This window comes from Sphingomonas sp. SKA58, from assembly GCF_000153545.1.
Taxonomy (GTDB): Bacteria; Pseudomonadota; Alphaproteobacteria; order Sphingomonadales; family Sphingomonadaceae; genus Sphingobium; species Sphingobium soli.
The window spans coordinates 1,340,073-1,364,009 of sequence record NZ_CH959306.1 but is presented as its reverse complement, the minus strand read 5'-3'; the positions used below and the strand labels follow the sequence as shown (position 1 = coordinate 1,364,009).

Here is a 23,937-nt window from a genome sequence, read left to right as displayed (position 1 = left end):
GCGGGGGAAGGCAACAGATCCGTCGCAAGGGGCAGCGCCCTATAGTCGAGTTCGACGCCAAATGGCGTCTGCCGGTGGTGCTATATCTTCCAGACAACAGCCTCTGCGAAGGCGGGGCAGTATCTTCGTGGCGACACGTTCGCTCATGCCCTTTGGTTCGAGCCGTAGCGACCGTGATGTCGTCAATGGCGGCCTCAGCGCGATAACCGATCCTTATTGCCGGAGCCGCTCTATCGCCTGCGCAAGGGCGACGTAGAGCTTGCCCATGTCCGATGACAGGATCGCAACGCCCAGCGCGTTGCCATCGCGTGAGGACAGGATCACGCGCAACATGGCTTCGAAGTCATGGATATAGCGGTTCACATGATCGCGAAATTCCGCATCGTCGTCATAATGCAGGGCTATCTCACGCGATTCCCCGGCATCAAGCAGTTTGACGGCGCGGCGGGTGAATACGCCACGGTCGCCCTTGAGATAGGCCGACCAAGCGGAATCGGTGACATCGTTCGACAATATCTTGGCGACATCGATCGCGGTGCTGTTGAGCGACTCGATCAGCAAGGCCGAACGGCGGGCGAAGTGATCGCGATCACGTTCTTCCGTCGCATGTCTGGCTTCTTCGATGCGCTGATCGATGCTGGCACTGGTGTCGGCAATCGTCAGGAGCTGGCGGGTCAGCCGTTCCGATGCCTGTTGTGCAGCCTTCACCGCTTCATCGGCAACCTGAGCTATCTGGGCGATCTGGGCGGTCACCTTCTCACTGATGACGCCTTCAACGGCCTGCTCGCTGGCATCTGCCAATTGTTTGGCGGCATCCGGAATGACCCGTCCAAGCGCCTGACGGGCCCGCTCGGCTGCTTGTTCAGCGGTGTCCTTGACGCGCAGAAGCGCTGTCACGAGGAGGGGACCTGCGCCTTCGGTAATGCGGCTTGCATCCTGATGTGCCGCATCCAGCGCCGCGCGCAACCGGTCTATAAGGTCACGATTGGCTTCCAATCCACCCTGTGTGCTTTCGAGCCATTCGGTAAGGCGCGCACCCTGACCACGCAACAAGGCTTCCGCCTCCTCGGCACGACCGACCAGGGCTTGGGAAATGGCCTCCAATCGTTCCATCTCCGGCGCGGTGTCGCCCAGCAGACTGCGGCTCTGCTCCATCCTGCTGTCGAACCGGTCCAGCGCGGCGGGATAAGTTTCGTCCAGTTCGCGAACGCTCGCGTCGAGCGCAACCATCAGCGTCTCTGCGTTGCCGATCAGCCGGTCCGCAGTCGCGCCGCCAGCATTCAGCGCCTCATCGATTCGTCGGGTTTCCGCCGTCAGTCGTTCCAGCGCCCCGGTCAGCCTCTGGTTCCTGGCCATTGCTGACTGTTCCAGAGCCTCGAACCGCGTTTCCGCCGCACTCGCGCTGTCCTGCAATTCGACATGAAGGCTGGTGAGCAGAGTGCGCTGCCCTTCAACCATGTCGTTAATCTGATGCAGACGGCCTTCAACATCACCGATCGCGTCGGTCAGGCCCACCACGGTTTCGTTGCCGATCATGTCCAGATGGGTGCGCGAACGGGAAATGAGATCGGTGAGCGCGTCCGACTGGAAGCTCAACCTGCCATCAGTGAGTGCCAGCGCCTCCTGCGCCTGATCGAGCGCCGCGCCCAGCCGGCCCCGCAAATCCTGCTCGATATGATCCATGTCGCGGGCCAACGCGGCGAGCGCCTGTTCGCTGCTGGCGTCAATGCCTGTCTGCGCGGCCGCCACCAACGCCGTTAGCGAATCGGCGCGCCGGGTCAGACTCTCGTCGATCGTCGAGAGCGTCTGTCGTGTTCTTTGCGCCACTGCGCTCAAGCGCTCGTCGATTACTGCTTGGGTTGTTTCCAGATCATCCAACAGAGCGGTGCGGACCTGTTCGCTGGTGCGGGCGAGCCCGTCCTGCGCGCCTTCGATTAGCTGCGAGAGCGCCGCACACTGGTCTTCCAGCTGCGCCCGGCTGTGGTCCATCGCCAGACGCGCACCCGTGGCGGTTGCCTCGATCCGATTTGCGGCGATGTCCGCCATGCCCGACACTTCGTCGCTGGATGCGCGGGTGGCTTCCTGCAGCTGGCTTAGCTGGCTGGTCAGGCTCTTGGTGGCGGCCAGCATGCGCGCGCGCGCGTCGTCAGACAATTCGGTGAGCCCGTGTAGCCGCGTTTCCAGCGTATCGATTCGCTCGCCCAGAGCGTGACCATTGTCCATGATCTGCGCGGCGATGCGCGCGCTACCCTCCTCAAGGGTCGGGATGGATGCGATCAGCGCCTCCATCCGATTGAGAAGGGCTGCGCCGGCGTGCTCGGCTGCCTCGGCGCGATCTGCTGTCACTTGCGCACGGCTTGCAATCAGCTCAGCCGACGCTTCCATATTGCTGCTCGCAGCGGCACCATAGCTGTCGAGCAGTTCGGCCTGATCCTGCATCGTCCGGCGCGCCGATTCCAGCTGGGTCACAATATGACCAAGGCGCAATTCCAGCAGATCGGCTTCTGCGCGCATTGCGCGCGCCGTATCGCGATAGCGCCGCGATTCCGTCCTGCTGTTCCTCATCACCAACATATAGACAACGCACAACAGGATGAGGGGCACGGCCATGGTGGCAACCGCTTGGCTCCACCCAGCCGGGCCGGCGCGCAACTGGCCAGAGACCATCACGCTCCAGCCCGCAAAAACAATCCAAGCCAGCGCCAGAATGGCAAGCGCGGCCGTGACCGGGCGCGTCCATTTAGCGTCTCGATCATTGGTCGCTGGCGCCTCGTCAATGTCCATGACGGCCTGTTTCAACAACAAGATGTCATCGGATTGCGCCTGTGATTCCGTCGCGATCGGTTCATCGCGCCAAAAATCGACGATTGTGCTGCCCCCTGTCATTTCACCACCTTAACAGCTTTTGCGCGCGGGCAAATGCCCCGTTACCAAAACTTAACGCAAGCCAGATAGCGTTGGTCGCCATGTCCTATGATCCTGGCGCTCTCGATGCGGCATTGGCCGCCGCCGTTGGCGACGATACCGCGCTTATCGCGGATTTGCGTGTCGCGTTCCTGGAAAGCGCCAGCCGCCAGATAGATTTGCTGGGCAGGGCGCGTTGCGATGCCAACTGGCATCTGGCTGCCTGGCGGCTGAAAGGCCTGGCGGCAAGCTTTGGCCTCACATCCCTGATGGCACTGGCGGAAGAAGCGGCACAGTCGGCCCCCGGCGATCCGAAAATCCTGCGTCGGCTTCAGGCGACGCTCGATACCTTGGCTCGCGACTGATACCGGGCTTGCGTCCGTTGCTTGCGCTTGCGAAAAGGTAGTCAGTCAAGAACGGGTCGTCGTCATTACATCATGAGTTTCGCCGCAATTTTGAGCGCCAGTCGCGCACCCGCCGATTCGTCGGGGGGCCTGCGCGCCTGTCTGCATTTCGCGGGGCAGACGCTGGTCGAATATCAGGCGCGTCAGGCCGTGCGTGCTGGGGCGGACCGGATTTTCGTAATGGTCAGCGTTATCACGCCTGCCCTGTCGCAGGCGGTCGATCGTTTGAGTGCGGACGGGATCGCTGTCGCGCTGGTCCGGGATATGGTGTCGATGGTGCGTGACGCGCCGCGCGATGCGGACGTCTTGCTGATCGCGGACGGCGCGATCGTCAGCCAGGCGCATGTCGATCATCTGGGTTCGGCGATGGGCGATACATTGCTGGTCGCCGACGATTCCCGCGCAAGCGCCCCATTGGAAAGGATCGACGCCGGTCAGCGCTGGGCCGGCTTGGCGCGCATAAGTCCTGCCCTTTTGTTCGGAACGCTCGACATGATCGGCGACTGGGACCTGGCGTTGACGCTGGTCCGGAGCGCGGTTCAGAAGGGCGCGCGTAGGATCACCGTGCCAGAGGCTGACTTGCTCGAAGGCAGGGCGGCCATGGTCGAAAGCCAGCAACAAGCCGATCTTGTCGCGCAGGCCATAACCTCTGCAGGGGCCGATCGCGCCTATGACAGGGGCGGCCTGGAACATTATGTTCTTGCGCCGTTGGCACGATCCATCGGCGGAGCCCTGATGCGGCTGCAAGTGCCCGCCTTTCAGGTGCGTATTGGCGCGATGGCGCTCGCGGCAATCGCTCTTGTTCCCATTGAGCTATCCTGGGTTCTGCCGGGTTTTTGCCTGATGCTGGTTGCCATCCTGCTGTGCGATTCCGCCGATCGTCTGGACGAACTGGCATTGCGCCCGCCCCCGCGAGGGTGGACTGCCTTCGTCGCGCCTGCCTTGACCCTCATCGGTATCGCTCTCGCTGGCGAAAGTGCGGTCGCATTTGATCTAGCCATGTTGGTGATGCTGCTCACGCTGGCGGTTCGCTGGCGACGGTTGGGAGGGGTAATGCCCTGGATGGTTTTTACGCCAGCGACACTTCTGGTCTTGTTGATTATCGGGGGTGCGCTGGGCTTCATGCAGGAAGCCTACCGCTTAGGAATGCTTGCCGCCATCGCATCAGCAGGCGCGCTTATCCTGCGGCGGCCAGCCTGAATTTTTCCTCGCACGGTTTAGTGCATTTTAACGACGTGCATTTATGGTTGTGGTCATGAGCGGCCCGTCCACTATTTTGCGCGCCAGGTTGTCGGCGGACGGGAGGCTGCTGAGCGCCGATGCGGCGCTGTTAGCGTTGCAGAAGGAAGCTGGAGGCGACCTTGGAACGCCGATCGCCGTGCCGCAACTCGCCGCGATCGCTCGCCTGACCCATCGTATGGGTGCGGCGGTGTCCCGTCCGGTCATCGCGGCGGCCGAGCGGGGATTGATTGATATGTGGGTGAGGGCGCGCCCGGATGGGGGCGGCGTCGCACTGGCCATTATTGATTGGTACGAGCGTCCGATTGAAGGCGATTCCACTGAAACATTGCGGCGAGAGGCTGATCTGGCCGCTCTGGCGGAAGGATGGGCCTGGCAAATCGATACGGAATTGCGGTTCGAAATGATAGCGGCGGGACATGGACCTCAAGGGGTCCTGCCGGCGGCTCCACCCGTGCCCGGCTCACGCTTTGCCGGTTTTTTCGAACTGCGTGCGGAGGACGACGGGGATCTGCCGATGCTGCGCGGGATCGCACAGCGTCGGGCGTTTCGTCATCAGGTGGCGGCCCAGGCGAGCGACCCCGGACGGCTGTTTCAGTTGTCCGGCTATCCCTTGTTCGATCTGGCCGGGCAATTGATCGGATATCGCGGCTCGGCTTTCCCCTTGGATCAGATGATATTGGCGCCGTTGGGACGGGAGCCCGAGGTCACGCTCTACCCAGCGGACTTCGGCAAGCGCCTTGACCGGTCCCTGCGCCAGCCGCTCGGACGCATCATCGCCAATGCGGACACGATCAGCGCCCAGATGGGAGGACCCCTACGGGCCGATTATGCCGGCTATGCCGATGACATTGCATCGGCGGGTCGGCATCTCATGGCGTTGATCGACGACCTGGCCGATCTTCAGGCGATCGATCGCCCGGATTTCTCTGTCACACTGGAAGAGGTGGACCTGGCTGACCTTGGCCGACGCGCTGCCGGCTTGCTTCGCGTGAAGGCCCTGGATCGACAGATCCTGATCGTTCCGCCCCCTGAGGATGCGAGTGCGACGGCCACGGGCGAATTCCGGCGGGTCCTGCAAATATTGGTTAACCTGATCAGCAACGCGGTCCGTTATTCCCCCCAGGGCAGCATGGTGCGCGTCGTCACCGAACAGGCGCGCGGGCAAGCACGGATCATGGTGATCGATCAAGGCAGTGGCGTTGCAATCGCGGACCGCGAGCGCATTTTTGATAAGTTCGAGCGGCTGGGGCGCGATGACGCTGGCGGTAGCGGGCTTGGCCTCTACATTTCGCGCCGCCTGGCGCGGGCCATGGGGGGCGATATCGAAATCGGCGGCGCGGTCGGGGAAGGCGCGCGCTTCATCCTCAGCCTGCCGGCGCGTACCTAGCCCTCCTACGCGCTACCGCCCCAAAGAAAACGGCGCCCGAAACGGGCGCCGTTTGTTTTCGATGATGATCCGGCTTAGCGCTTGTCGACCGGCACATAATCGCGCTGCGTTGGCCCGGTATAGAGCTGGCGAGGACGGCCGATCTTCTGCGCGGGATCGGAAATCATTTCGTTCCACTGCGCGACCCAACCGACGGTGCGAGCCAGCGCAAAGAGCACGGTGAACATTTCGGTCGGGAAGCCGATCGCGGAGAGAATGACGCCCGAATAGAAGTCGACATTCGGGTAGAGCTTCTTCTCGATGAAATAGGGGTCGTTGAGCGCGATCTGCTCCAGTTCCTTTGCGACATCGAAGATAGGATCGTCGACACCCAGCTTTTCCAGCACGTCCTTGGCCGTCTTCTGCATCACGGTCGCGCGCGGATCGTAATTCTTATAGACGCGATGGCCAAAGCCCATCAGGCGGAACGGATCGTCCTTATTCTTGGCGCGTGCGATATATTCGGGAATGCGGTCCACCGTGCCGATTTGGCGCAGCATGTTGAGCGCCGCTTCATTGGCACCACCATGCGCAGGCCCCCACAGACAGGCGATGCCCGCCGCGATGCAGGCAAAGGGATTGGCACCCGACGAGCCGGCAAGCCGCACGGTCGACGTCGACGCATTCTGCTCATGATCGGCGTGCAAGATGAAGATCTTGTCCATCGCATCGACGATGACCGGATCGACCTCATATTCTTCCGCCGGGACTGAAAAGGTCATGCGCAGGAAGTTTGCAGTGTAGCTGAGGTCGTTACGCGGATAGACGAAAGGCTGGCCGACCGAATATTTATAGGCCATCGCCGCGATCGTCGGCATCTTGGCAATCAGGCGGTGGCTGGCAATCCGGCGCTGTTCCGGATCATTAATGTCTGTCGAGTCGTGATAGAATGCCGACAGCGCGCCCACGACACCGCACATGATCGCCATCGGATGCGCGTCCCGGCGGAAGCCGCGATAGAAGGTCGTCAGCTGTTCGTGGATCATGGTATGGCGCGTGATCGTGTGCGTGAACTCGTCCAGTTCCTTGGCCGAAGGCAGTTCGCCGTTCAGCAGGAGGTAGCTTACTTCCATGAAGCTGGACTGTTCGGCAAGCTGCCCGATCGGATAGCCGCGATGCAGCAGCACGCCTTCGTCGCCGTCGATATAGGTCAGGCCAGAATCACAGCTGGCTGTCGAGGTAAAGCCCGGATCATAGGTGAACATGCCGGTATTGGCGTAAAGCTTGCGAACGTCGATGACCTGGGGACCCATGGTGCCATCCATGATGGCATAGTCCTGGGCGTCGCTGCCCATTGTCAAAATGGCCTTATTATCCGACATGTTTTTCTCCTTGAGTGCCATCAACTGGCCGCAGCGTGCCCGGCTGCGATCAGTCGATCCAAGCTTTCTTCTCTCCCCAAAAGGAAGAGGACGTCAAAAATGCCCGGCGAGACGGTACGGCCGGTAAGCGCAGCGCGCAGCGGCTGCGCCACCTTGCCAAGCCCCAGGCCAGCATCCTCTGCCACGCGGCGTATCACGTCCTCGATCGCTTCGACCGTCCAGGACGGAACGGTCCGCAGAGCGTCGGCTGTCTTTATCAGCAGCGCACGCGCGGGTTCATCTAGCAGAGCCGTAGCCTTCTCGTCAAAGTCGAGCGGGCGAGATTTGAACAGGAACTCGGCCCCTTCCGCAATTTCATTTAGGGTTTTGGCTCGAGGCTTGAGCGATCCCATCGCCTGCCGCAAAATATCGGCTTGGGCAGGTGCAAGGCGTGTATCCAGACGCGATTCGACGCGGGGCGCGACGAGCGCCGCAAGCCGAACATCCTCAGCCTCCCGCAGATAATGGCCGTTCAGATTTTCCAGTTTCTTGATGTCAAAACGCGAAGGCGACCGACCGACGCCATCGATGTCAAACAATTCGATCGCGCGGTCGAGCGAGATAAGTTCTTCGTCGCCATGCCCCCAGCCAAGCCGCAACAGATAGTTGAGCACTGCTTCGGGCAGCATCCCCATTTCGTCGCGATAGGCGTCTACGCCGAGCGCACCGTGCCTCTTGGACAACTTTGCGCCATCCGACCCGTGAATGAGCGGGATATGCGCGTAAACCGGCTCATCCCATCCAGTTTCGATCTGGGCCATCGCCTTGATGATCGTTAGTTGGCGAAAGGCATTATTGAGGTGATCATCGCCACGGATGACATGCGTCACACCCATATCGCGATCGTCGACGACGACGGCCAGCATATAGGTGGGCGTTCCGTCCGATCGTAACAGGATCATATCGTCCAGTTCGGCATTCTGCACGACCACACGGCCCTGAACGGCGTCTTCAACGACCGTCTCGCCTTCGCGCGGCGCCTTGATACGGATGACGTAGGGTGCGCCTTCGGGTGCTTCGCCGGGATCGCGATCCCTCCAGCGGCCATCATAGCGCATAGGCAGCTTTGCGGCCCGCTGCTGTTCGCGCAATTCGGCGAGTTCTTCGGGGGTCGCAAAACATTTATAGGCGTGGCCCGCGGCGAGTAACTGTGCGGCAACTTCGGCATGGCGCGGGGTCCGTTCGAACTGAAAGACCGCCGGTTCATCACCGCCAAGACCAAGCCAGTCCAACCCATCGAAGATGGCTGCAACGGCAGCCTCGGTAGAACGGGCGCGGTCGGTATCCTCAATCCGCAGCAGGAACTTGCCGCCATGATGGCGGGCGAACAGCCAGTTGAACAGAGCGGTCCGTGCGCCGCCAATATGCAAATAACCCGTGGGGGACGGGGCGAAACGGGTCACCACCTGCTTGCTTTTTCCCGTTGCGCTCGCCGTCATATTCTTTGACATTCGCCTTATCTGATCCATGAATTCGACGCCCCCTAGCATGGCTTTTGAGCCACGACAAACCTCCTGTCGCGGGCGGCTCAAGACACGCGCAATGCTGATTTTTTCAGCGCTCGAAACATGGCTGGAAACGGAACGCGAGCAGGTTGGGCTTTGGGCGCCTGTCGGGCTCGGCGCAGGCATCGTTGCCTGGTTCTGGCTGCTCGATCCTGCACAGTGGCTTGCCTTTTGCTGCTTCGCGCTGGGTGTCGCGGCGCTGGCTGCTTTGTCGCCCGGATCGGGACGGTTGCGCCATGTCGTGATGGCTGGGGCCTTGCTGGCGACGATCGGCTGCCTTTTGATATGGGGGAAGGCGACGTTGCTGGGGCAACCGCCGCTGGGGCGCGCGACCTTCGTCGAGATGACCGCGGAAGTTCGGTCCGTTCGGCCGGTGCCCGCGCGGAATATAGTGCGCGCCATGTTGCGGCCGATCGATGCGCCTGGCTTGCCTGCCACGGTGCGCGTCAACATTCCGTCCGAGGATGTTCCCAAGGGTCTGGGCGAGGGCGCTGTTATACGGTTTCGCACCCGCCTGATGCCACCAGCGCCGCCCGGCGTGCCGGGCGCATACGATTTCGCGGCGCGAGCCTATTTCCAGGGTATTGGCGCGACGGGAAAGGCGTTGAGGCCGATCAGGGTGCTGGCGCCGACGCGCGAAACTCCACCGCTACGCGCACGGTTGTTTGCACATATAGTGGATCAGGTCGAAGGGCCGGCTGAAGGCATAGCTGCGGCGCTAGCCACCGGCGATCAGGGGGCGATCAGTGATGCCGATGCCGAAGCGATGCGGCGTAGCGGCCTCGCGCATCTGCTGTCGATCAGTGGCTTGCATGTCACCGCATTGATCGGCGCGGCGATTTTCCTCTTGATGCGGGTGATGGCGCTTAGCCGCAGGGCCGCGCTCGACTGGCCGCTCATGCTGATCGCAGCGGGTGGGGGCGCCTTGGTTGGTATCGGTTATACCTGGCTGACCGGCGCCGAGGTGCCTACGGTGAGATCCTGTATTGCCGCCCTGCTTGTTCTGGGCGGGCTCGCGTTGGGCCGCGACGCGATCACACTGCGGCTGGTGGCCACGGGCGCGCTGATCGTCCTGTTCCTCTGGCCGGAATCGCTCGTCGGACCGAGTTTTCAAATGAGTTTCGCGGCGGTGACGGCGATCGTCGCATTGGCTGAGCATCCTCGATTTCGCGCCTTCGCCGCCGCACGAGAAGAGAATTGGTCGTGGAAACTGACGCGGGCGTTGGCGGTGACGCTGGCGACGGGGCTGGTCGTTGAATTGGTGTTGATGCCGATTGCTTTGTTTCATTTTCACAAGGCCGGCCTGCTGGGGGCGTTTGCCAATCTGATCGCCATTCCGCTCACGACCTTTGTCGTCATGCCATTGGAGGTGCTGGCGCTGCTGTTCGACCTGGTCGGACTGGGCGCGCCCTTCTGGTGGCTGACGGGCCATGCGCTCGATCTGTTGCTGGCCGTTGCCCATGGAGTGGCCGCAAGCCCCTTGGCGACGCTGCTGGCGCCGGCCATGCGACCGGTGCTGTTTGCCTTGGTCATCGTCGGGCTGCTCTGGTGCCTCCTCTGGCGCACGCGATGGAGATGGCTTGGTTTGCCGCCGGTCCTTGTCGGCGTCGCTTTGGTGCTGGTCGCGGCCCCGCCCGATCTGCTGGTGACGGGGGATGGGCGTCATGTTGCGGTCCGATCCGGGAGCGGCATGGCGATCCTGCGCGATCGGGCGGGGGACTATGTTCGTGATACGCTGTCGGAAAGCGCCGGTTACGAAGGCGACCTCAGCGCTATTGCGGACCTGCCGATGGCGCGTTGTTCTACTGACCTTTGCGCCCTGGACATGCACGATCCGGCTGGGCGGACATGGCGTTTGCTGCTGACGCGCAGTGACATGCTGATCGACCGGCCGGCCTTTGCACCGGCTTGCGCACGCGCTGATATCGTGATCAGCGATCGTCGCCTTCCGCTATGGTGCCGCCCGCGCTGGTTGCGAATCGACCGCCAGCTCCTAGCGCGAACGGGTGGCCTGTCGATCAGCCTGGAAGAAGGCGAAGTTCACACCGTTCATCGGCCAGGCGATGCGCATCCCTGGATCGTCAAGTCCCGGATGCGAAAACGCCGTCCTTCCCGTCAGTTATAGCGGCGCAACAGGCCCGCGAGCTTGCCCTGAATACGCACCTGACGCGGATCGTAAACCTGCGGTTCGTAAGCCGGGTTTGCCGGGTCCAGCCGCACCCGCGCACCGTCGCGTCGGAAATATTTGAGCGTGGCTTCATTGTCGTCGATCAGGGCGACGACGATCTGTCCCTCACGCGCGACATCGGTGCGTTGGATGAGCGCGAAATCACCATCGAGAATGCCCGCCTCGACCATAGAGTCGCCGGACACTTCCAACGCATAATGATCACCCGAGCCAAGCAAGGCGGCTGGAACAGACAACATCGCCTGCCCCTCCATCGCCTCGATCGGGACGCCAGCCGCGATCCGGCCATGCAAAGGAATTTCCAGAACATCATTGGCTGCGATCGGAATGGGTGCCGCCGCCTTCGCCGCCAGGGCGACCGGCGGGACAGGGGCGCGATGCATCGCGTCGGGAAGCTTCAACACTTCAAGCGCGCGGGCGCGATTGGGCAAGCGCCGGATGAAGCCACGCTCTTCCAGCGCGTTGATCAGACGATGGATGCCGGATTTGGATCGCAGGTCGAGCGCGTCCTTCATCTCCTCGAACGAAGGCGAAACGCCGCCTTCTTCCAGACGGTCGTGAATGAAGCTCAGCAATTCCTGCTGCTTGGGCGTCAACATCGCTGCGATCCTTCTTTGGAACGAATAAGGAACGCATAGGAAACACATGGAGATTAGTCAAGCGCCGCAAACCTTGACGACACAGTCATGTGGATCACCAATTCAAAGAGGAAGAATTGTGACGCGATCGCCGGGCTGGGCGGGCGGGGATTGGGCGGGGCGCAGGATCAGGCAATCCGCCTTCGCCATCGCGGCGGTGGCGGCGCTGTCCTGGGACGTCACCGACACGACGCCGTCGATTCCACGCCATGCGCGCAGATAGTCGTCACGATCCCCGGTCGCGGGCAGGGGCGAAGCCAGCGCGGCGTCCGTAAGGAAGGGCAGCGGGCGCGCAGCGCCCGAGAGATGGCGCACCAGGGGAAGCAGGAACAATGCGCCCGTCACGAACGCCGACACCGGATTGCCGGGAAGGCCGAGAAACAAGGATTTGTCCAGCGTTCCAGCCATCAGCGGCTTGCCCGGCCGCATGCGGATCTTCCAGAAGTCGAGCGTGCCGCCCGCCGCCGCAAAAGCGGGACGAACCAGGTCATGGTCGCCAACGGACGCTCCCCCCGTTGATACGATGATGTCCGCCTGCGTCGCACGGACAAAAGCGGCTGTCATGGCGTCGAGATCGTCCGAAACGATGCCAAGGTCCATCACGTCGCACGGCAGGTCGGCGAGCAGCGCGGCCAGCATGGGTGCATTGGAAGAGGGCAGCATGCCGGGCGGCGTGTCGGCCCCCGGCGGCACCAGTTCGTTGCCGGTCGACAGCAGTGCCACGCGGGGACGGCGATGCACCGCCACGCGGCCATGGCCGCCAAGGACCGCGAGCGCAACCTGAGCAGCGCCCAGGCGCGCACCATTGTTCAGCAATTGGGTTCCGCGCGCAAAATCGGATGCCCGCGCACGGATGTGGCGACCGACCGGCAAGGGATCTCCGCTAGCCATGAGCAAGTCGCCATCGCGTGTGGCGTTTTCCTGGATCAGGATGGCGTCGGCCCCGGGCGGCACGGGCGCTCCAGTAAAGATGCGCAAGGCCGCTCCTGCCGAAAGCGGCGCGGGCGTCGCGCCGCCGGCTGTGCTTTCCCCCGTCACGCGCCAAGGCCCCGGATGCTCGGCCGCGCGCACCGCATAACCATCCATCGCCGACAGATCGGCCCAGGGCTGGTCGCGCAAGGCAATCAGATCCTGCGCCAGCCAGCGGCCGACAGCCTCGCCGATCGGCACCGTCTCCGCCGACAGCGGTTCTGCAAGAGCGAACAAGCGGGCCTGCGCCTCTGCGACCGGCAGCAGGCTCATTCCGGTCGCCGCCAATCGCCCGACTTGCCGCCGGTCTTCGCCCTCAGCCTGACGTCGCGGATGACCATCGCCTTGTCCAGCGCCTTGGCCATGTCATAGATAGTGAGGAGGGCGACCGAGGCGGCCGTCAGCGCCTCCATCTCCACGCCGGTTTGGCCCGCCGTTCGTGCTGTCGCCTCGACCGTGACGCCATGATCGTCGAGCGTAAAATCTACGGTCACTGCGCTGAGCGCGATCGGATGGCACAGCGGGATAAGGTCGGCGGTCTTTTTTGCCGCCATGATGCCCGCCACACGTGCGACCGCCAGCACATCGCCTTTTTTGACCAGGCCCTCTGCGATGGCCCGCGCAGCCTCATCGCTCATGTCGATCCGACCTGCGGCGATGGCTTCGCGCGCAGTGACGGCCTTGGCCGACACGTCGACCATGCGGGCAGAGCCGTCGGCGTCGAGATGGGTGAGGCCGCTCATGCCCCGGTCAACAAGGTACGCGTGGCGGATTCGACATCGGCCTGTCGCATCAATGTTTCCCCTACCAGAAAACAGCGGACGCCATGATCGGCCATGGCGACAAGATCGTCATGACTGCCAAGCCCGCTTTCGGCGACGAAGGTGCAGCCTGCCGGCGCCTTGTCGACCAATTCATAGGTGCGCGCAAAGTCCACACTGAAATCTCGCAGGTCGCGATTATTGACGCCGATGAGACGAGAGCGCAATGCAAGGGCGCGCTCTAGTTCGGCCTCGTCATGCACCTCGATCAACGCGTCCATGCCAAGGCCCAGCGCGGCATCCTCTATCTCGCGCATGAGGCCGTCATCCAGCGCGGCGGCGATGATCAGGATGGCGTCCGCGCCCAGTGCCCGGCTTTCCAGCACCTGCCAGGGATCGACCATGAAATCCTTGCGCAGCACCGGTAGCGCGCAGGCGGCGCGAGCGGCGACCAGATAGGCGTCTGCCCCCTGAAAATAGGGTTCGTCGGTCAGGACGGACAGGCAAGCCGCGCCGCCGGCCGCATAGGCGGCGGCATGAGCCGGCGGATCGAAGTCGGCGCGGATCAACCCCTTGGACGGGCTGGCCTTCTTGACCTCCGCGATGAGGCCGAAGCCTGATAGAGAGGCTGCGTCCAGCGCGCGGCGAAATCCGCGCGGCGGCGTCTGCTCGGCGGCGCGCGTCTGAAGGCTGGCGATGCTGGTCGCCGCTTTTCTCCGAGCGACCTCCTGGCGCTTGACGTCGCAAATTTCGATCAGCTTGTTGGTCATGTATAGGCAATCCAGCAATTCAAAAGCGCATTGGCAAGGCCACGATCGAGCGTTTCGGCCGCTTCCTCCAGCCCCTCCCGCAGATCGGCGGCGGCGTCCGCCACCACCAGCGCGGCGGCGGCGTTCAGCAGGACGGCATCGCGATAGGCGTTTCTCTCGCCCTGAAGCAAGGCGCGCAGGGCCGCGGCATTATAGGCCGCATCGCCGCCACGGATTGCCGAGACGGGATGGGTGGGCAACCCCAGATCGGCCGCATCGATGCGGTGCATGGCGACCAACGCATGGTCCCTCACCTCTGCCATGTCATTGCCGCCTGCGAGCGACAATTCGTCCAGTCCTTCGTCACCCGATACGATCATCGCCCGGTCAACGCCGAGTTCTGCCAAGGCCTGCGCATAGATGGGCACATAAGCGGGCCGGGCAATGCCGACCAGTTGGCGACGGACATTGGCCGGATTGGCGAGCGGCCCCATGAGGTTGAAGATGGTGCGCTCACCGATGGCGCGGCGAATGGGACCAAGCCGTTTGAGTGCAGGATGATAATTTTGCGCGAAGAGGAAGCTGATGCCCAAATCCGCTAGCGTCGCTTCGGCGGTGGCGGCCGCCCGGTCAAGGTCGAGGCCGAGCGCTTCGAGCGTATCGGCCGCGCCGGCCTTGGATGAGGCTGCGCGATTGCCATGCTTGGCGACCGGCACGCCCGCTGCGGCGACCACCAGGCTGACGGCGGTCGAAACATTTAGCGTGTGGTGTCCATCTCCACCGGTACCGCACACGTCGATTGCGCCGGCCGGCGCACCGACCGGGATCATGCGCGCGCGCATGGCGCGGGCGGCGGCGGCGATTTCCGTCGCCGTTTCGCCTCGCCGCGCCATTGTTACCAGAAATGCCGATATGTCCTCGTCCCGCAGGTCGGCATCGAACAGCAGGTCGAAGGCGATCGCGGCGGCTTCACCGGACAGCGGCGCGGAAGGATCGGGCAAACGGGTCATGATGCCTCGCCTTAATCAGCGCCGGCACGGTAAGTCGAGGGGCAAGGCGGGCGCGCCACGCTTTTTGCGATACCCGCCTGTCCGATCAGGCGGCTTCGCGTCGCCGGACGGGCAATCCGGCCAGCGTCAGGAAATTTGCCAGCATCGCATGACCATGTTCGGTGGCAATGCTTTCAGGATGGAACTGGACCGAATGGATCGGCAGGCTGGCGTGACGAAAGCCCATGACCGACCCATCCTCGCTGGTGGCGTTGACGATCAGGCTGCCCGGAACATCCTCGACGATCAGCGAATGGTAGCGGGTGGCGGTGAAGGGGGAGGGCAGGCCCTGGAACAGGCCCGTGCCATCGTGGCTGACCGGTGATGTCTTGCCATGCATCAACCCGCCCCGCACCACCTTGCCGCCGAAATGCTGGCCGATGGCCTGATGGCCCAGGCAAACGCCCAACAGCGGCGCGCCCGCGTCGGCGCAGGCTGCGACAAGGTCCAGGCTGACACCGGCTTCATTGGGCGTGCAAGGGCCAGGTGACAGGAGGAAAGCCTTGGCGCCGCTGGAAAGCGCCTGGCCGGCCGAAATGGCGTCGTTGCGGACGACCTCCACCCTGGCGCCCAGTTCCATCAGATAATGGACGAGGTTCCAGGTGAAGCTGTCATAATTGTCGATGACGAGGATCATGGAAGGCTTCTAGCGGCTAAGCGCCATGGTGGAAAGATGTCTGGGCGCAAGAGCTTGTTGCGCGGAGCGCTTGAAGAATCATTTGCTTGCGCCCATATGCACAGCTGCCGGGTTCGCCTGGCTATGGTGATAAAGTGTGTCGTATAATAGACGCAGCGGACCCGGGGGCAGTACCCGGCGGCTCCACCACCTCCCTCGCTTCGCGGGGAAGATGACGGGGCCGAACTAGGATCGACGTGTGTTGAAAAGCGATGCTTTTACCCGGCCCGTGTACGCCGTTAAACTGTGCAAAACTCACAAGTGCCAACGATAACGAAGCACTCGCCATTGCAGCGTAATTGAGGGCCTCACGGCCTGACATTACTCTAAAATAGCGCGGTTGAACCCACCGGGCAACAGAAGGGAATTCAGCGGCACCCGGAGGCGCCGGGCAACAGAAGCCTCCGGACCTTTCCCAACCACCGGTCATTTTGCTGCGCGGGGTCTCTAGCCCGGCGGAGGCATAGGTCGTGCTGTGTCAAAGCGATTCGCGCCGGGCAGAATTCAGCGTGCTAATTCGATTACGCTTTTATGACATAATGGCGTAAAATTTCTAATGCTTTGATTTTCCTGAAAACAAACTCTTTACGATACCCATGCAGCCTGCTTGCGCCACTGTCATCTAGATGAAATAATCCTGGCTATATTGGGAAGTTTTTTTTGGGAGACGAGAGATGTTCAAGGCCGCAATCATGTTCGGGGTTTCGCTGGTCGTGGCGGGGCCGGCCATGGCACAGTCCGCTCCCGATAGCCTTGTCGTTCTTGGTGTGCAGGATGGCAACCTCGCTGCGAACGCGATTGCGTCTGGGCAGTTCGACGCCGCGATCGAACGGCTGGAGCCGATGTGGCCCTACAGCGCCAACGACCCGGCGCGTCTGATCAACCTGGGCAACGCCTATGCTGGTGCCGGCCGCATGAAGCAGGCGCGCGAAGCCTATCGCTCCGCACGTTTCGCGCCGGAAATGATGCTCCTGCTGGCCAATGGCGAGGAAGAGTCGTCGCGCGTGATTGCACGTCGCGCCATGGGCCGCCTGAACCCGAGCTTCGCTGCCCGCTGACGGCGCGGCCCGGTCAAAGGCCGTTCATGAGGGGAGGGTGCCATCCTGCGGGATGGCGCCCTTTTTTTCGATCCACTTTTTGGCAATGTGTTTTCCCTGACATGATTGTCATGCTTCCGTCATATCAAAGACGCTCCACTGTCATCGAAGCGGAATGAGCCTGTCACTTGCCCCCCCTAGTGCCCCGCAAAGAGGGCGACAGGGGGCGTTGTCCGATTCGTAAATTCCCCTGCGCTCCGCAGTTCCACAACGCCGGCAAAGCCGGAGCGGAGATGACATGGCCAAGATTAACCGTATCCACACGATCCTGATGGCGAGCTGCGCCTGCGTAGGTCTGAGCGCCTGTGGCGCTGACGACATTGCTTCGCCCGGCGAAGGCACCATCGTCATCCCCGCGCCGACGCCTACCCCGACGCCCACGCCGACGCCTACCCCGACGCCCACGCCCACCCCGACGGCGGTGACGCCCGCGGCGAGCTGCCCGTCGATCGCTGGCCCAAACCAGCTGAATGACCTTGGCACCATCACCGACGGCACCAACACCTGGCGCAATTGCGGCTTCCCGACGCGTTTCACCGCGACGACGGCGATCGCCAAGGCCACCGGCGTGATCTATTCGCTGCCCGGCCGCGTCGATGTCGGCACCGATCAGGGTGCCGGCACGAGCAACACCGACGTCACGCTCAACATCGATCCGGGCGTCGTCGTCTTCGCCAGCACGGGTAACGCCTATCTGGCGGTCAATCGCGGTAACAAGATCAATGCCGTTGGCAGCGCCACCGCGCCGATCATCTTCACCAGCCGCGAAAACGTCACCGGCGCCGCCACCGATCAGTCGTCGGGCCAGTGGGGCGGCATCGTGCTGCTGGGCCGCGGCAAGATCACCGATTGCCAGGCGCCTGCCGCCGCGCCCGGTACGACGGCGTGCGAGCGTGACACCGAAGGCACCAGCAACGCCCTGTATGGCGGCGCGAACGACGCCGACAGCTCTGGCCGCCTGTCCTATGTGCAAATCCGCTATTCGGGCTTTGTCCTGGCCGACGGCAAGGAATTGCAGGGCCTGACCCCCTCGGGCGTCGGCACCGGAACCGTCATCGATCATATCCAGGTCCACAACAGCTCGGACGACGGCATCGAAGCCTTCGGCGGCTCGGCCAACATGAAATATCTGGTCCTGACCGGTAACGAAGACGACAATCTGGACACCGACGTCGGTTTCCGCGGTACGGCGCAGTTCCTGATCTCGGTCCAGCGCGCGAACAACAATATCGGCGACACGTTCCTGGAAACCGACTCGAACGGTTCGACCAGCAACAGCAATGCCAGCGAAGACGCGCTGCCCCGCCAGTATCTGAAGGTCGCCAACTTCACGCATATCCAGCGGTCGAACACCGGCGATGACGGCGCATCGATGCTGCTGCGCGGTGGCGCGGACCTGGCGCTGGTCAACGGCATCATCGTCAGCCCCGAACAGAGCTGCCTGCGCATCAACAGCGCCGCGACCGTTCGCGACGCCGACACGACGCTGCAGGACGCCGGCAAGCCGCGCTATATTTCGGTGGTCATGCAGTGCAACAGCACGCCCTATAAGGGCACCGGTGGTGTCGACGTCGCTGTCGTGAAGTCGATCTTCGAAGCCGGCCCGAACAGCAGCATCAACTACACCCCGTCGCTGACCAGCCTGTTCATCAATGGCGCGACCGAAACCGCCGTGACCGCGACCGATCCCAAGACGATCGACAGTGCCTTCACCACGACCAACTACGTCGGCGCGGTCAAGGACAGCAGCGACACCTGGTATGCCGGCTGGACCTGCAATTCTGTGACCGCCAGCTTCGGCAGCGCCAGCAGCAACTGCACGGCCATTCCGACCGCCTGATCGGCACCTGACCTCAATAGGGGCGGGGGAGCGTGAACCGACGCTTCCCCGCCTTTCTTGCACTGTATATTCCCAAAGGGGGACCCCTAGCATGTCGAAGCCGCTGACCTTGGCGCGCCTGCTCCTGTTTTCCACCGCGCTGGTCGCTCCCGTGGCGATGGCGCAGACCGACACCAGTTCCTCGTCCGCCGGTGACGCGGGCCTGTCGACGACGCCCAGCATCGCCGACGAAGCAGCCGCCCAGTCGGGCGATGTCGATGTTTCCATTCCCGGTTCCGACATCGTCGTCACCGGTCGCCGCACCAGCAACATCTCGCAGGCGGCGCCGCAGGTGGTGAACGTCCTGTCGGCGGCCGACATCAAGCGCACGGGTGAGGGTGACATCGCCGGTTCGCTTCAGCGCGTCACTGGCCTGTCCGTGGTGTCGGGCGGCTATGTCTATGTCCGCGGCCTTGGCGATCGCTATTCGCTCGCACTGCTCAACGGTTCGCCGCTGCCCAGCCCCGAGCCGCTCAAGCGTGTCGTTCCCCTCGACATTTTCCCGACCAGCGTGATTGCATCAACCCTGGTGCAGAAAAGCTTCTCGGCCAACTTCCCCGGTGAATTTGGCGGCGGCGTGATCAACTTGACGACCAAGGCGATCCCGACCGAATCCTATCTGGAAATCGGCGTTGGAAGCTCTGCCAATACCGAAACCTCGGGTCAGCTTGGCTATACCTATTATGGCAGCAAGTCGGACTGGACCGGCTTTGACGACAGTTCCCGCGACGTGCCGCCGCTGCTCAAGGATGCCTTTGGCGCGGGCGTGCCCTTCGCCAATATCGATCGCTCCGACCAGCAAGCGATCGCCATGCAGTTTTTGAACAGCAAGACGTCGGTGCTTCAGCGCACCAACAGCCTGCCGTTCAACTTCTCCGGCTCGATCAACGGCGGCACGGCGTTCGACGTTGGCAGCGATGCGCGGGTCGGCATCATCGCCACGGCGGGATATAGCAACAAATGGCGCACGCGCGACAACTTGCAGCAGGCGTCGCTGACCGTCGAAGAAGGCGCGGGCAAAAGCTATAATCAGGTCGTCACCGACAATCAGGTCACCGTTAACGGACTGCTGGGTGTCGGCGTTGAGTGGGGCGAGCAGAAGCTGCGCTGGACCAACCTTTATATCCGCGACACGCTCAAGCGTGCCTCGCTCGCGATCGGCCAGAATGACGGCCAAATTCAGGGCGCTGATTATCTGACCCAGCAGACCGCCTGGTATGAGCGTCAGCTGATCGACACGCAATTTGTCGGCGAATTCAAGTTCGACGATGCGTTGAGCCTCGATGTGCGGGGCGGCTATGCCAATTCGCAGCGCGAAGCCCCTTATGAACGCGAATTCGTCTATGTCCGTTCGAACCGCGATCTGGACATTGATCCGGTGGGCGACCGCTTCATCAATGCGCTCAATCGCCAGCGTGGCGATGCATCGGTCACGTTCAGCGACCTGAACGAAGACCTGTGGTCGGGCGGCGCGGATCTCAGCTACAAGATCGCGCCAAGCTTCACCGTGACGGCGGGCTATGCCTATACGGATACGAAGCGTACATCGTCGCGCTATGAGCTGCATTTCGATGCCGTGAACCTGCCCGTGCCGGTGCAGCAGTTGCGGCCCGATTATCTGCTGTCGGATGCGACCATCCAGCTCTACGATCTTGGCCTGCTCGACTTTTCCGGGCCATATCCGGTCTATGACGCCGCGCTTCGCGTTCATGCCGGCTATGGGCAGGTAAAGGCAGAGCTGTTCCCGGGCCTCAGCATCGATGCTGGCGTCCGCTACGAAAATGGCCGCCAGTCGGTGACGGGCGTCGACGTCTATTCGACGGGCGAGACGCCGTTCAACCAGGTCAAGAATGACTATTGGTTGCCGGCCGTCACGCTGACCTATGACGTGGGCGGCGGTTTGCAGTTCCGCGCCTCGGGGTCCAAGACGATCGCTCGTCCGCAGTTCCGCGAACTGATCGCCCAGCCGTTCATCGACACCGAATCCAACCGCTTCTATCGCGGCAACCCGTTCCTGCAGGACAGCGAATTGTGGAACGCCGACATTCGCGCGGAATGGTATATGGGGCGCGACGAGCGACTGACGGCGTCGGCCTTCTACAAGAAGATCGACAATCCGATCGAAACCTTCACGACCATTACCGATACCTATGCAGTGACCACCAGCTTCGCCAATGCGCCGGAAGCGACGCTGTACGGCTTTGAGGTAGAAGCGCAGAAATATATTCCGCTCGACGGGATGGATTCAAACTTCTTCCAGACCCGCCGCGTGGTGCTGATCGGCAACTACACCTACACCCAGTCGGAACTGAAGGTGAGCGATGGCGACACGACCATTCCTTACACCTACACCACCGGCGACCTGCCGGCCGCGTCCGACTATTTCGTCGACGGCGCGCCGTTGACGGGCCAGTCGGATCATCTGGTCAACGTCCAGATCGGGCTCGAGGATACGGACAAGCTGTCGCAGCAGACGCTGCTGCTCACCTATGCCAGCCCTCGCGTCACCAGCCGTGGTCCGAACCTGCAGCCCGATATCAAGGAAAAGCCAGGCCTGACGCTGGACTTCGTCGCCCGTCAGGGTGTGACGCTGCCGGGCGGCATCAACAGCGAATTCAAATTTGAGGCCCGGAACATCACGGGCCGCAAATATCAGGAATTCCAAGAGGCCGGCGGCACCAAGATATTCTATAACCGCTACAAGATCGGCACCACGATCGCCGCGTCGTTGACGGTGGCGTTCTAAACCTTGCCGGTGGGGGCTGATCGCCCCCCGGATCGTGCGGCCGGCCCGTCATTCGACAGGCCGGCCGTTGCGATTCTGGAACGACGCCCCGGGTCCACGCGTCCTGCTATGCATCCGCCCCCTTGCGGCGTATGATGGAGGATCTATGGGCCGCGAAATCGAACTCAAGCTGGACCTGTCGGACGATGGCGCCAGCCGTCTGTCGCAATGGGACATGCTGTCTGAGCGCGAGGATGTCGCCCGTCTGCGCGCCATTTATTTCGATACGCCCGATACGCAACTGGCGAACAAGGGGATCAGCCTGCGGATTCGCCAGTCCGGGCGGCGCAGGGTGCAGACCGTCAAGGGCGACGGGTCGGCTGCGGGTGGGCTGTTCACGCGTCAGGAATGGGAACGACCCGTCCGGTCGAACAGGCCAGTGCTTGATGCGCAAACGCCAGTGTGGGACGCATTGGGCGAGGCTGTCGACCAGATCGAGCCGATGTTTGAAACCGATATCGAACGCATGCGCTGGCAGATCGAAGAGGGCGATGCGAAGGTGGAGATGGTGATCGACCGGGGCGTGGTGCGGGCGGGTGCGCGCGAAGCAGCCCTGTGCGAGGTCGAACTCGAACTTGTCGCTGGCGCACCTGCCGCGCTGTTCGCAATCGCGCGCCGCATAGATGCCGAGGTGTCGGTGCGCCCTGCGGTTCTGAGCAAGGCGGAGCGCGGATATCTGCTGCGGGGACCGATAAGGGAATCGGTCAAGGCTGAGCCGGTCTTGCTCGACGCCGATATGACGATCCGCGATGCGTTTCTGACAATCGCGGGCGCATGCTTGCGCCATTATCGCCGCAACGAGTCGCTGTTGCTGACCGCATATCGAGAGCGGGCCCTGCATCAGGCGCGTGTTGCGGTGCGCCGGTTGCGCAGTGCGCTGACCCTGTTCAAAACGGTGCTGCTCGAGGCCGACGTCGCACGCTTTCAACAGGAGTTGCGCTGGCTGGCGGCGTTGCTGGGCGAGGCGCGCGATCTGGACGTGCTGCACGGGCGGTTGGACCCCGTTGCCCAGGCGGCGATTGCGGAGGCGCGCGCGGAAAGCCATGCGCGGGTGCGCCAATGGCTAGAATCGGCGCGCGTTCGCGGCTTGCTGCTGGATATTGCCGAATGGCTGGCGCTGGGGGCGGGATGCAGTGGTGCATCGGATGCGTCAGTTGCGGATTTCACGGCCAGTCGCCTTAAAAAACTACACAAGCGAGTCGCCAAGGGCGGAGATGATCTGACGAGGTTGCCGTCGGATTTGCGGCACAAGATTCGTAAAGATGCCAAAAAGCTGCGCTATGGCTCTGAATTTTTTGCGGGTCTTTATCAGGACAAGCCATCGCAGAAGGCGCATGGCGCGTATGTCAAGGCGCTGGCGAAATTGCAGGATCGTCTAGGCGACCTTAACGATCTGGCAACGGCGCCAGCGCTGTTCGCACGCTACCATCTGCCCGATAATATCGGGTTGGATATCAAATCGGAGAAGCAACTGCTGCGTAAGGCGGGCAAAGCCCATGACCGCTTCGCGCAGGCTCCGCGTTTCTGGCGCTAGGCATCAGCCCCAGGGCCGCTCGCGATACCATTTGGTGATGACATGCTTGACCCCGCTGCGCACTTTCATGCCGTGATGGATGCTGGCTGGGTTGGGCGCGCCTGATGGCAGCCGGTTATTCCACGCCAGAAGCTTGCCGGTTTCGGGTTGAACCGTCTTGCCGATGCGGGTGAAGCGTGTGGCGCCGCCGGCGGTGGGCTGATCAAGATAGAGCATCACCGTCCATGTGCGATTGCCGGCCACTGCACAGTAACGGTCGAAATCGGCGCCCTTAGGATCGAAATAATCGGTATGGGCCTTGAACTCCTGCCCCACGGCATAGCGCTGTCCCTGAATGGGTTCGCCATGTTCGGTCGCAATTCCCGTGAACGCGTCGAGGCGCGCATTGACTGCCGCGACGAAGGGATCGCCATGATCGAGATCGCATGTCTCGCTCGTCCGGAAATAACCGTCGCCATTATGATCGGCGATGGTTGACGGACGGCGTTGCGCATCGATCCGGTCGATCAGTCCCATACATTCGCCCGCGCTCAGAAAGTCACGCAGGATGAAAAGCGCGAAATCCCTGTTGGGGACTCGCTGAACGCGAGGATGTGCCGCAATCCAGGCCGGATCGGCGTCAACGCCGGCAGGCGCGGGCGGTGAAAGGGTCTCTGGGGTCATGGAGCCTCGTGTCGATGACATGCCTTGATGGTCGCAAATGTTGACCTTCAGCCGTAGAAATGCTCTGCATGCAAGCCTGTCATAATAAAGCAATATAACCGTCATTT

The 23,937-nt window shown here is 62.5% G+C and carries 18 protein-coding genes and 1 other RNA gene; 9 read left to right on the top strand and 10 right to left on the bottom strand.

Going from position 1 to position 23,937, the window contains the following annotated elements; translation table 11 throughout:
- Positions 1 to 213: 213 nt before the first annotated feature.
- Positions 214 to 2,886, bottom strand: coding sequence for a hypothetical protein (locus SKA58_RS07105; RefSeq protein ID WP_009821712.1), 2,673 nt, complete (start codon positions 2,884 to 2,886; stop codon positions 214 to 216).
- Between the two features lie 80 nt (positions 2,887 to 2,966).
- On the opposite strand from SKA58_RS07105, the gene SKA58_RS07100 reads away from it, so the two are divergent.
- The 3 genes from SKA58_RS07100 to SKA58_RS07090 all read left to right on the top strand — a co-directional run bounded on the left by SKA58_RS07100 (position 2,967) and on the right by SKA58_RS07090 (position 5,937).
- On the top strand, positions 2,967 to 3,269 hold the full coding sequence (locus tag SKA58_RS07100) for an Hpt domain-containing protein (protein ID WP_037542240.1): 303 nt from the start codon (positions 2,967 to 2,969) through the stop codon (positions 3,267 to 3,269).
- Positions 3,270 to 3,341: 72 nt separating this feature from the next.
- The gene (locus SKA58_RS07095; RefSeq protein WP_009821710.1) at positions 3,342 to 4,508 is read left to right on the top strand and encodes a hypothetical protein; all 1,167 of its coding nucleotides are present in this window, start codon (positions 3,342 to 3,344) and stop codon (positions 4,506 to 4,508) included.
- Between the two features lie 55 nt (positions 4,509 to 4,563).
- Positions 4,564 to 5,937, top strand: a complete 1,374-nt coding sequence (locus SKA58_RS07090) for a sensor histidine kinase (protein ID WP_156784150.1) — start codon at positions 4,564 to 4,566, stop codon at positions 5,935 to 5,937.
- Positions 5,938 to 6,011: 74 nt separating this feature from the next.
- Here the strand turns inward: SKA58_RS07090 and SKA58_RS07085 are convergent, their stop codons facing one another.
- Together SKA58_RS07085 and gltX are read right to left on the bottom strand one after the other, a co-directional pair.
- Positions 6,012 to 7,298: a citrate synthase gene (locus SKA58_RS07085; protein WP_009821708.1), complete on the bottom strand. Its 1,287-nt coding sequence runs from the start codon at positions 7,296 to 7,298 to the stop codon at positions 6,012 to 6,014.
- Between the two features lie 20 nt (positions 7,299 to 7,318).
- Positions 7,319 to 8,776 (bottom strand): glutamate--tRNA ligase, encoded by a 1,458-nt coding sequence (gene gltX / locus SKA58_RS07080; RefSeq protein ID WP_037542709.1) that lies wholly within the window; start codon positions 8,774 to 8,776, stop codon positions 7,319 to 7,321.
- Between the two features lie 103 nt (positions 8,777 to 8,879).
- Here gltX and SKA58_RS07075 point away from each other — a divergent pair, with 103 nt between their 5' ends.
- Positions 8,880 to 10,967, top strand: a complete 2,088-nt coding sequence (locus SKA58_RS07075; protein WP_009821706.1) for a ComEC/Rec2 family competence protein — start codon at positions 8,880 to 8,882, stop codon at positions 10,965 to 10,967.
- Here the strand turns inward: SKA58_RS07075 and lexA are convergent.
- From lexA to SKA58_RS07045, 6 genes are all read right to left on the bottom strand, one after another.
- Entirely contained in the window at positions 10,958 to 11,629 is a 672-nt protein-coding gene (gene lexA, locus SKA58_RS07070; RefSeq protein ID WP_009821705.1) for a transcriptional repressor LexA, read from the bottom strand. The genes SKA58_RS07075 and lexA overlap by 10 nt on opposite strands.
- A gap of 102 nt (positions 11,630 to 11,731) precedes the next feature.
- Positions 11,732 to 12,910, bottom strand: coding sequence for a molybdopterin molybdotransferase MoeA (locus SKA58_RS07065; RefSeq protein WP_009821704.1), 1,179 nt, complete (start codon positions 12,908 to 12,910; stop codon positions 11,732 to 11,734).
- A complete protein-coding gene (gene moaC / locus SKA58_RS07060) occupies positions 12,907 to 13,380 on the bottom strand; it encodes a cyclic pyranopterin monophosphate synthase MoaC (RefSeq protein WP_009821703.1) in 474 nt (157 codons plus the stop codon). Before moaC ends, SKA58_RS07065 begins: the two co-directional genes overlap by 4 nt.
- Positions 13,377 to 14,168, bottom strand: coding sequence for an indole-3-glycerol phosphate synthase TrpC (gene trpC / locus SKA58_RS07055; protein ID WP_009821702.1), 792 nt, complete (start codon positions 14,166 to 14,168; stop codon positions 13,377 to 13,379). Before trpC ends, moaC begins: the two co-directional genes overlap by 4 nt.
- Positions 14,165 to 15,157: an anthranilate phosphoribosyltransferase gene (gene trpD / locus SKA58_RS07050; protein WP_009821701.1), complete on the bottom strand. Its 993-nt coding sequence runs from the start codon at positions 15,155 to 15,157 to the stop codon at positions 14,165 to 14,167. Before trpD ends, trpC begins: the two co-directional genes overlap by 4 nt.
- 85 nt (positions 15,158 to 15,242) lie before the next feature.
- Positions 15,243 to 15,833: an anthranilate synthase component II gene (locus SKA58_RS07045; protein ID WP_009821700.1), complete on the bottom strand. Its 591-nt coding sequence runs from the start codon at positions 15,831 to 15,833 to the stop codon at positions 15,243 to 15,245.
- 66 nt (positions 15,834 to 15,899) lie between these two features.
- Here SKA58_RS07045 and ssrA point away from each other — a divergent pair.
- The 5 genes from ssrA (at position 15,900) to SKA58_RS07025 (ending at position 23,167) form a co-directional block, all read left to right on the top strand.
- Positions 15,900 to 16,243: a transfer-messenger RNA gene (ssrA, locus tag SKA58_RS19390) on the top strand.
- Between the two features lie 303 nt (positions 16,244 to 16,546).
- Entirely contained in the window at positions 16,547 to 16,930 is a 384-nt protein-coding gene (locus SKA58_RS07040; RefSeq protein ID WP_009821699.1) for a tetratricopeptide repeat protein, read from the top strand.
- A 277-nt stretch (positions 16,931 to 17,207) separates the two neighbouring features.
- A complete protein-coding gene (locus SKA58_RS07035; protein ID WP_009821698.1) occupies positions 17,208 to 18,809 on the top strand; it encodes a hypothetical protein in 1,602 nt (533 codons plus the stop codon).
- Between the two features lie 91 nt (positions 18,810 to 18,900).
- A complete protein-coding gene (locus tag SKA58_RS07030) occupies positions 18,901 to 21,594 on the top strand; it encodes a TonB-dependent receptor domain-containing protein (protein WP_009821697.1) in 2,694 nt (897 codons plus the stop codon).
- A 145-nt stretch (positions 21,595 to 21,739) separates the two neighbouring features.
- Complete coding sequence (locus tag SKA58_RS07025; RefSeq protein ID WP_009821696.1) at positions 21,740 to 23,167, top strand: CYTH and CHAD domain-containing protein; 1,428 nt, start codon at positions 21,740 to 21,742, stop codon at positions 23,165 to 23,167.
- Positions 23,168 to 23,170: 3 nt separating this feature from the next.
- Here the strand turns inward: SKA58_RS07025 and SKA58_RS07020 are convergent, their stop codons facing one another.
- The gene (locus SKA58_RS07020; RefSeq protein WP_009821695.1) at positions 23,171 to 23,830 is read right to left on the bottom strand and encodes a prolyl hydroxylase family protein; all 660 of its coding nucleotides are present in this window, start codon (positions 23,828 to 23,830) and stop codon (positions 23,171 to 23,173) included.
- Between the last annotated feature and the right edge of the window lie 107 nt (positions 23,831 to 23,937).

Excerpts from the sequence above, each read along its gene's own strand:
- SKA58_RS07105 (WP_009821712.1), bottom strand. The coding sequence starts at position 2,886 with ATGACAGGGGGCAGCACAATCGTCGATTTTTGGCGCGATGAACCGATC.
- SKA58_RS07100 (WP_037542240.1), top strand. The coding sequence starts at position 2,967 with ATGTCCTATGATCCTGGCGCTCTCGATGCGGCATTGGCCGCCGCCGTT.
- SKA58_RS07095 (WP_009821710.1), top strand. The coding sequence starts at position 3,342 with ATGAGTTTCGCCGCAATTTTGAGCGCCAGTCGCGCACCCGCCGATTCG.
- SKA58_RS07090 (WP_156784150.1), top strand. The coding sequence starts at position 4,564 with ATGAGCGGCCCGTCCACTATTTTGCGCGCCAGGTTGTCGGCGGACGGG.
- SKA58_RS07085 (WP_009821708.1), bottom strand. The coding sequence starts at position 7,298 with ATGTCGGATAATAAGGCCATTTTGACAATGGGCAGCGACGCCCAGGAC.
- gltX (WP_037542709.1), bottom strand. The coding sequence starts at position 8,776 with ATGACGGCGAGCGCAACGGGAAAAAGCAAGCAGGTGGTGACCCGTTTC.
- SKA58_RS07075 (WP_009821706.1), top strand. The coding sequence starts at position 8,880 with ATGCTGATTTTTTCAGCGCTCGAAACATGGCTGGAAACGGAACGCGAG.
- lexA (WP_009821705.1), bottom strand. The coding sequence starts at position 11,629 with ATGTTGACGCCCAAGCAGCAGGAATTGCTGAGCTTCATTCACGACCGT.
- SKA58_RS07065 (WP_009821704.1), bottom strand. The coding sequence starts at position 12,910 with ATGAGCCTGCTGCCGGTCGCAGAGGCGCAGGCCCGCTTGTTCGCTCTT.
- moaC (WP_009821703.1), bottom strand. The coding sequence starts at position 13,380 with ATGAGCGGCCTCACCCATCTCGACGCCGACGGCTCTGCCCGCATGGTC.
- trpC (WP_009821702.1), bottom strand. The coding sequence starts at position 14,168 with ATGACCAACAAGCTGATCGAAATTTGCGACGTCAAGCGCCAGGAGGTC.
- trpD (WP_009821701.1), bottom strand. The coding sequence starts at position 15,157 with ATGACCCGTTTGCCCGATCCTTCCGCGCCGCTGTCCGGTGAAGCCGCC.
- SKA58_RS07045 (WP_009821700.1), bottom strand. The coding sequence starts at position 15,833 with ATGATCCTCGTCATCGACAATTATGACAGCTTCACCTGGAACCTCGTC.
- SKA58_RS07040 (WP_009821699.1), top strand. The coding sequence starts at position 16,547 with ATGTTCAAGGCCGCAATCATGTTCGGGGTTTCGCTGGTCGTGGCGGGG.
- SKA58_RS07035 (WP_009821698.1), top strand. The coding sequence starts at position 17,208 with ATGGCCAAGATTAACCGTATCCACACGATCCTGATGGCGAGCTGCGCC.
- SKA58_RS07030 (WP_009821697.1), top strand. The coding sequence starts at position 18,901 with ATGTCGAAGCCGCTGACCTTGGCGCGCCTGCTCCTGTTTTCCACCGCG.
- SKA58_RS07025 (WP_009821696.1), top strand. The coding sequence starts at position 21,740 with ATGGGCCGCGAAATCGAACTCAAGCTGGACCTGTCGGACGATGGCGCC.
- SKA58_RS07020 (WP_009821695.1), bottom strand. The coding sequence starts at position 23,830 with ATGACCCCAGAGACCCTTTCACCGCCCGCGCCTGCCGGCGTTGACGCC.